Consider the following 4,384-nt stretch of genomic DNA (forward strand, 5'->3'; position numbering starts at 1 on the left):
GGTATGCGGTCACCGAGACGCTGAAAAAGGTTCAAGTGACGCAATACGTTATCGTGGTACCGGAAGGCGCCGATGAAGCGACCACACTGGCGAACATCATTGGTGGTGTGGATGCAGCAACGGGTCAGCGTTTGGGTATTTCTGCGATCTCGCTGTGTACTGAATCACCCACCATCATTGCTGCGCCAGGTTACACCCACTTATCGCCAGCATCGGATGCATTGGTCGCCGAAGCATTAAAGTTAATGGCGTTTCCGCACCTGGATGGTTTATCCACCAATACCACTGAAGTGATCGACTACTCATTAACGCTGGCGACCGAAGGCACAGGTTACGATATCGCGACCATCATCGACCCTCAGCCGAGTATTTATTCAACGGCTGCAGCGGCGAACGTGTATGTGCCGCCATCGGTACTTTCGGTGGGTTGTCATGCTGGCGTAGCGCTGCATCAATCACCAGGTAACCAAGGTACGTACGCGCAAGGCGTTCAGCGCGATATTACTTACGATATTCTGGACAGCACCACCGAAGGCGATCTGCTGAACAAGCATGGCATCTGCTACTTCGGGCGCACTGATTTAGGCGGTATTTCGCTGCTGGGTAACCGCACGTTATCAGGCCGTTTTATTAACCAAGTGTGTTTGGAGCAGGCAATTTGTCGTAAGTTGAAATCCACCGCGCAAAAGGTGATGGCAAAGAATCTCGACAAGTCGCTGATGGAGCAGGAGATCACCAAGCTCAACGCTTGGGGTGCTCAACTCAAAGCCAATGAAGAAGTGGTTGGCATGGAAGTGTCGCTGCATCCAGAACTGAACACGGTCGAAACATACAAAAACGGTACCTGGTACATTGCCATCCGTTTTGCCGCATTCCCGCCAAACGAGCACATGGTTTACCACCTTGTTGAAGATGCTGGAATTATTGACAGCTTTATCTCGGAGATCTTGTAATGGCAGGTCAACGCAAATTAGTAATGCAAGAAGTGGTCATTGAAGGCCAAAAGTTCTTTGGTGAACTAGAAGAACATACGCCTCCAGTGGTCGAGAAAAAAACCGAAGATGCCAAAGGTGGCCGCTTTGCCTCTAGCAAAATCATCATCGGTGTCACGGTCGGCAACGCCACCATCAAACTTAAAGGCGCGACCGTTGACGCGCTGCAAGTGTATGGCGCGGAAGAAGGTGAGCGCGTTCAGATGGACGTGAAATCGTCTTACCAAGATGAAGATGGTAACAAGTTTGCTGAGCACTGCTCTTACACGGGTGACATCATCAAAATCGATGATGGTAGCCGTTCAACACAGAGCGTTCCAGAAACAACCATCGAGCTTGCGCCGCGCATTTATAAGCACACAGAAGCAGGCAAGACCCGTTACAACATTAACCTCGACACTCAAGTGATCGACTTGGGTCAGGGCGACATTATGGCTGAGCATCGTTCGAACCTTGGACGCGCCTAAGCGGTAAAAAAATTAATGGGTCCATGGACCCATTTTAAAATACCTAGCTAGTTAGCTCCCGAAAGGGAGCTTTTTTTGGAGAAATTTTATGTCTCAAACATTTGGACCGATTACTCATGATTTGCTGCACCCTATTCAAGACGGCGAAAAAGAAATTTTGAGTTTGACATTTGAGCCACTGCGTTTTGAGCAGTACAGCCAAGTGGATGTTAGCGCCGACGATCCTGACCCTGCGATTGAAGAGTTGGTTTGTATTGTTACCGGCTTAAGCCAAAAGGCGTTTGATACGTTGTCTCTTCCTGATTACAACTCTATTGAGCGAATCATTTATCGCATGACGACCATGACTTCGCAGCAATGGAAAAAAGACCTAAAACACAGTCACGAAACGATCTCGTTACTGCTTCCTCTGCGTAAAGATGACGGTCAATCTGTCGGTGAAATCGAGCTAAAAGTGCCTTCAGTTAAGACGCGAAAAATTTATAAAGCAATTGATACAGATAAATCCAAGCAGGAATTTATCACTCATGCTTGTACGGGACTTAGCGTTCAAGAAGTGGGGCGCCTATTTATGCCTGATTGGAACCAATTACAGGCGCACATTAACGATTTTTTGAACAAACAGGCAGATTACTTTCAGAGCGAGATGTAGAAGCGCTTTGTGATTATCTGCCTCTCGTCTATCCGTACACAGACGAGCAGATCGGCGAACTACCAGCAGACGTGGCAGTTCGCCGTTTTTATTTGGCGATTGAAAGGTTGAAGCAACGATGAATAGTCAGTCTAAGTATCAAGTTGCGATTGCCGCGCTCGACCAATATTCGACGCCGCTTAAGGCGGCGTCGGCATCGTTTGATTCTTTAACCGAAGATGTGAAGAGTCAATCGGCTGAGCTGAAAAAATTGAATGCGACTGCGGCCAGTTTGAATTCTTACGGCAGCTTAAAGCGTGAACTTAGCGAAACATCGGTGCAGATGGAGTCAGCCAAAGTTCGCGCTGGCCAGTTGGCAATCGAAACCAAACAGTTAGCCAGTCAAACCAAAGGTTTTGAATCTGCCGCTGAGCAATCTCAGAAAAAGTTGCAAAACCTTGAAGCGCAGATGCGCACGACTGAACACCCAAGCAAGGCTCTACGGGCTGCAATTAAAGAAGCTCGGACAGAGGTTAAGCAGAGCAACGCGAATTTAAATGAACATCGCCAACAGCTCAGTAAAACCCAAACAGCTTACGATAAGTCTCGCCATGAAGTTTCCCGTTTAACCAGCCATTATGAAGGCCAACGCACCAAGCTGCATGGTTTAAAAGCCACGCTCAATGAGTCAGGCATTCAAGCTCATAAATTTGGTGACGCTCAGCGTAAAGTTCAACGTGACATTAGCGCGGCGAATGCTGCCCTTGATCAGCAAAAGAATAAACTGAAAGCGGTGAAAGCCGCATCCGCGAACATTGAGGCGAATAAGCAAGCTCGCTCAGAACTCAAAGGTGAAGCATTCGATTTGGCGGTTAAGGGCGCCATGCTTGCGGTTCCGATTAAGTTTGCGGTGGATTTTGAATCGGCTTTTGCCGATGTGAAAAAAGCGGTCAATGATGCCAGTGACGAAGAGCTGGAGATCATGAAGCAGAAGATTGTGATTGAGGCGCCTAAGCTTGGCGTTACTCAGGAAGGTTTATCTGCCATCATCGCCGAAGGTGGCCGCAACGGTATTAAGAAAGAAGAGTTGTTTGATTTCGCTGAATCTGCAGCAAAAATGTCTGTCGCTTTTGATATGACTGCCGATGAAGCCGGTGCGTCGATGATGAAGTGGCGAACAACAATGAATCTGAGCCAGGCACAGGCGGTTGACCTTGCCAACGCCGTGAACTTTGTCGGCGATAACATGGCGACCACGGCAAAAGACATCACTAATGTTCTGGTTCGCCAAGGCGCGGTGATCACTAATGCAGGTTTAGACCAAATCCAAGCCGCCGCATTATCTGCAGCGGTACTTTCTGGCTCAGCCAGTACCGAAATTGCAGCGACTGCCACTAAAAACTTACTGCTTAGCTTAACAGCTGGCGATTCAGCAAGTGGTGGCCAAGCGGATGCGTTGATGAAACTCGGGTTTGATCCTGCCGATTTAGCGCGAGATATGCAGGCGAACGCACCGGAAACGGTTGAACGTGTTCTTCTTGCAATCAAAGACCAAGATGCCGATGTGCAAACTGCGTTGATGAAAAAGCTTTTTGGCTCAGAGTCGATTGGTTCTATCGCACCTTTGCTGCAGAACTTAGATAACTTTCGCAAAGCCTTTAAGTTGGTGGAGAATGACACCAACTTTGCCGGGTCGATGCAGAAAGAATTTGAGGTGCAAGCCGCCACGGCGCAGCGGAAAATCTCAGCGTTTACCGCCTCCATTACAGGCTTGTTTACTGTTTTAGGCGAAGGGATGTTGCCGATTGTCGGTGACATTCTGGATACGGTGACCCCTGCGGTTACTTGGTTAACCGAAGCCGCGCAGTCAGCGCCAACGGCCACGGCAGCGCTGATGGCGATTCCAGCGGCGTTGATCGCGGTAAAAGGTGCAGCACTGGCCTTTAAAACTGGCAAGCTGTTACTCGGTCAAGGTAAGAACTACGCTGACCTTGGCAAAGCCAAGCTTGGCATTGGGTTAGATAAAACATCCGAGTCTGCGCAGCGTGCAACGTCTCGATTGTCACGTTTAAACCAAACATTGGACCGTTTAGGTCAAGGTGGCCAAGGGCGTTATCAGCGCAATGGCGCTTCAATTTCTCGCAGTAATCAGCGTCCATCACGCCGAACATCGCGGCGAGGTGGTAAGTTTGGTCGTTTGCTTGGGCTTGGAAGCCATATTGCAGACATGCTGCCGATTGGCGGCGCTCCAGCGGCGTCATTGGCACCGAGCGGTTCCAAAGCTGGGAAATGGG

General features: G+C 49.2%; 4 protein-coding genes. All 4 read left to right on the forward strand.

The window, feature by feature from the left end; genetic code table 11:
- Positions 1-953 (forward strand): phage tail sheath protein (locus BLS03_RS25090; RefSeq protein WP_093279569.1); only part of this gene is annotated, 953 nt, incomplete at its 5' end.
- Positions 953-1,459, forward strand: coding sequence for a phage major tail tube protein (locus BLS03_RS25095; RefSeq protein ID WP_093279570.1), 507 nt, complete (start codon positions 953-955; stop codon positions 1,457-1,459). The genes BLS03_RS25090 and BLS03_RS25095, both read left to right, overlap by 1 nt.
- 88 nt (positions 1,460-1,547) lie before the next feature.
- The gene (locus BLS03_RS25100; protein WP_093279571.1) at positions 1,548-2,111 is read left to right on the forward strand and encodes a phage tail assembly protein; all 564 of its coding nucleotides are present in this window, start codon (positions 1,548-1,550) and stop codon (positions 2,109-2,111) included.
- A gap of 118 nt (positions 2,112-2,229) precedes the next feature.
- A partial coding sequence (locus tag BLS03_RS25105; RefSeq protein WP_093279572.1) for a phage tail tape measure protein occupies positions 2,230-4,384 on the forward strand: 2,155 nt, incomplete at its 3' end.

Origin of the sequence: Vibrio xiamenensis (assembly GCF_900100015.1) — a bacterium.
In the GTDB taxonomy this organism is placed as follows: domain Bacteria; phylum Pseudomonadota; class Gammaproteobacteria; order Enterobacterales; family Vibrionaceae; genus Vibrio; species Vibrio xiamenensis.

Bases quoted from the DNA above. Each gene is read 5' to 3' on its own strand.
- BLS03_RS25095 (WP_093279570.1), top strand. From the start codon at position 953: ATGGCAGGTCAACGCAAATTAGTAATGCAAGAAGTGGTCATTGAAGGC.
- BLS03_RS25100 (WP_093279571.1), top strand. From the start codon at position 1,548: ATGTCTCAAACATTTGGACCGATTACTCATGATTTGCTGCACCCTATT.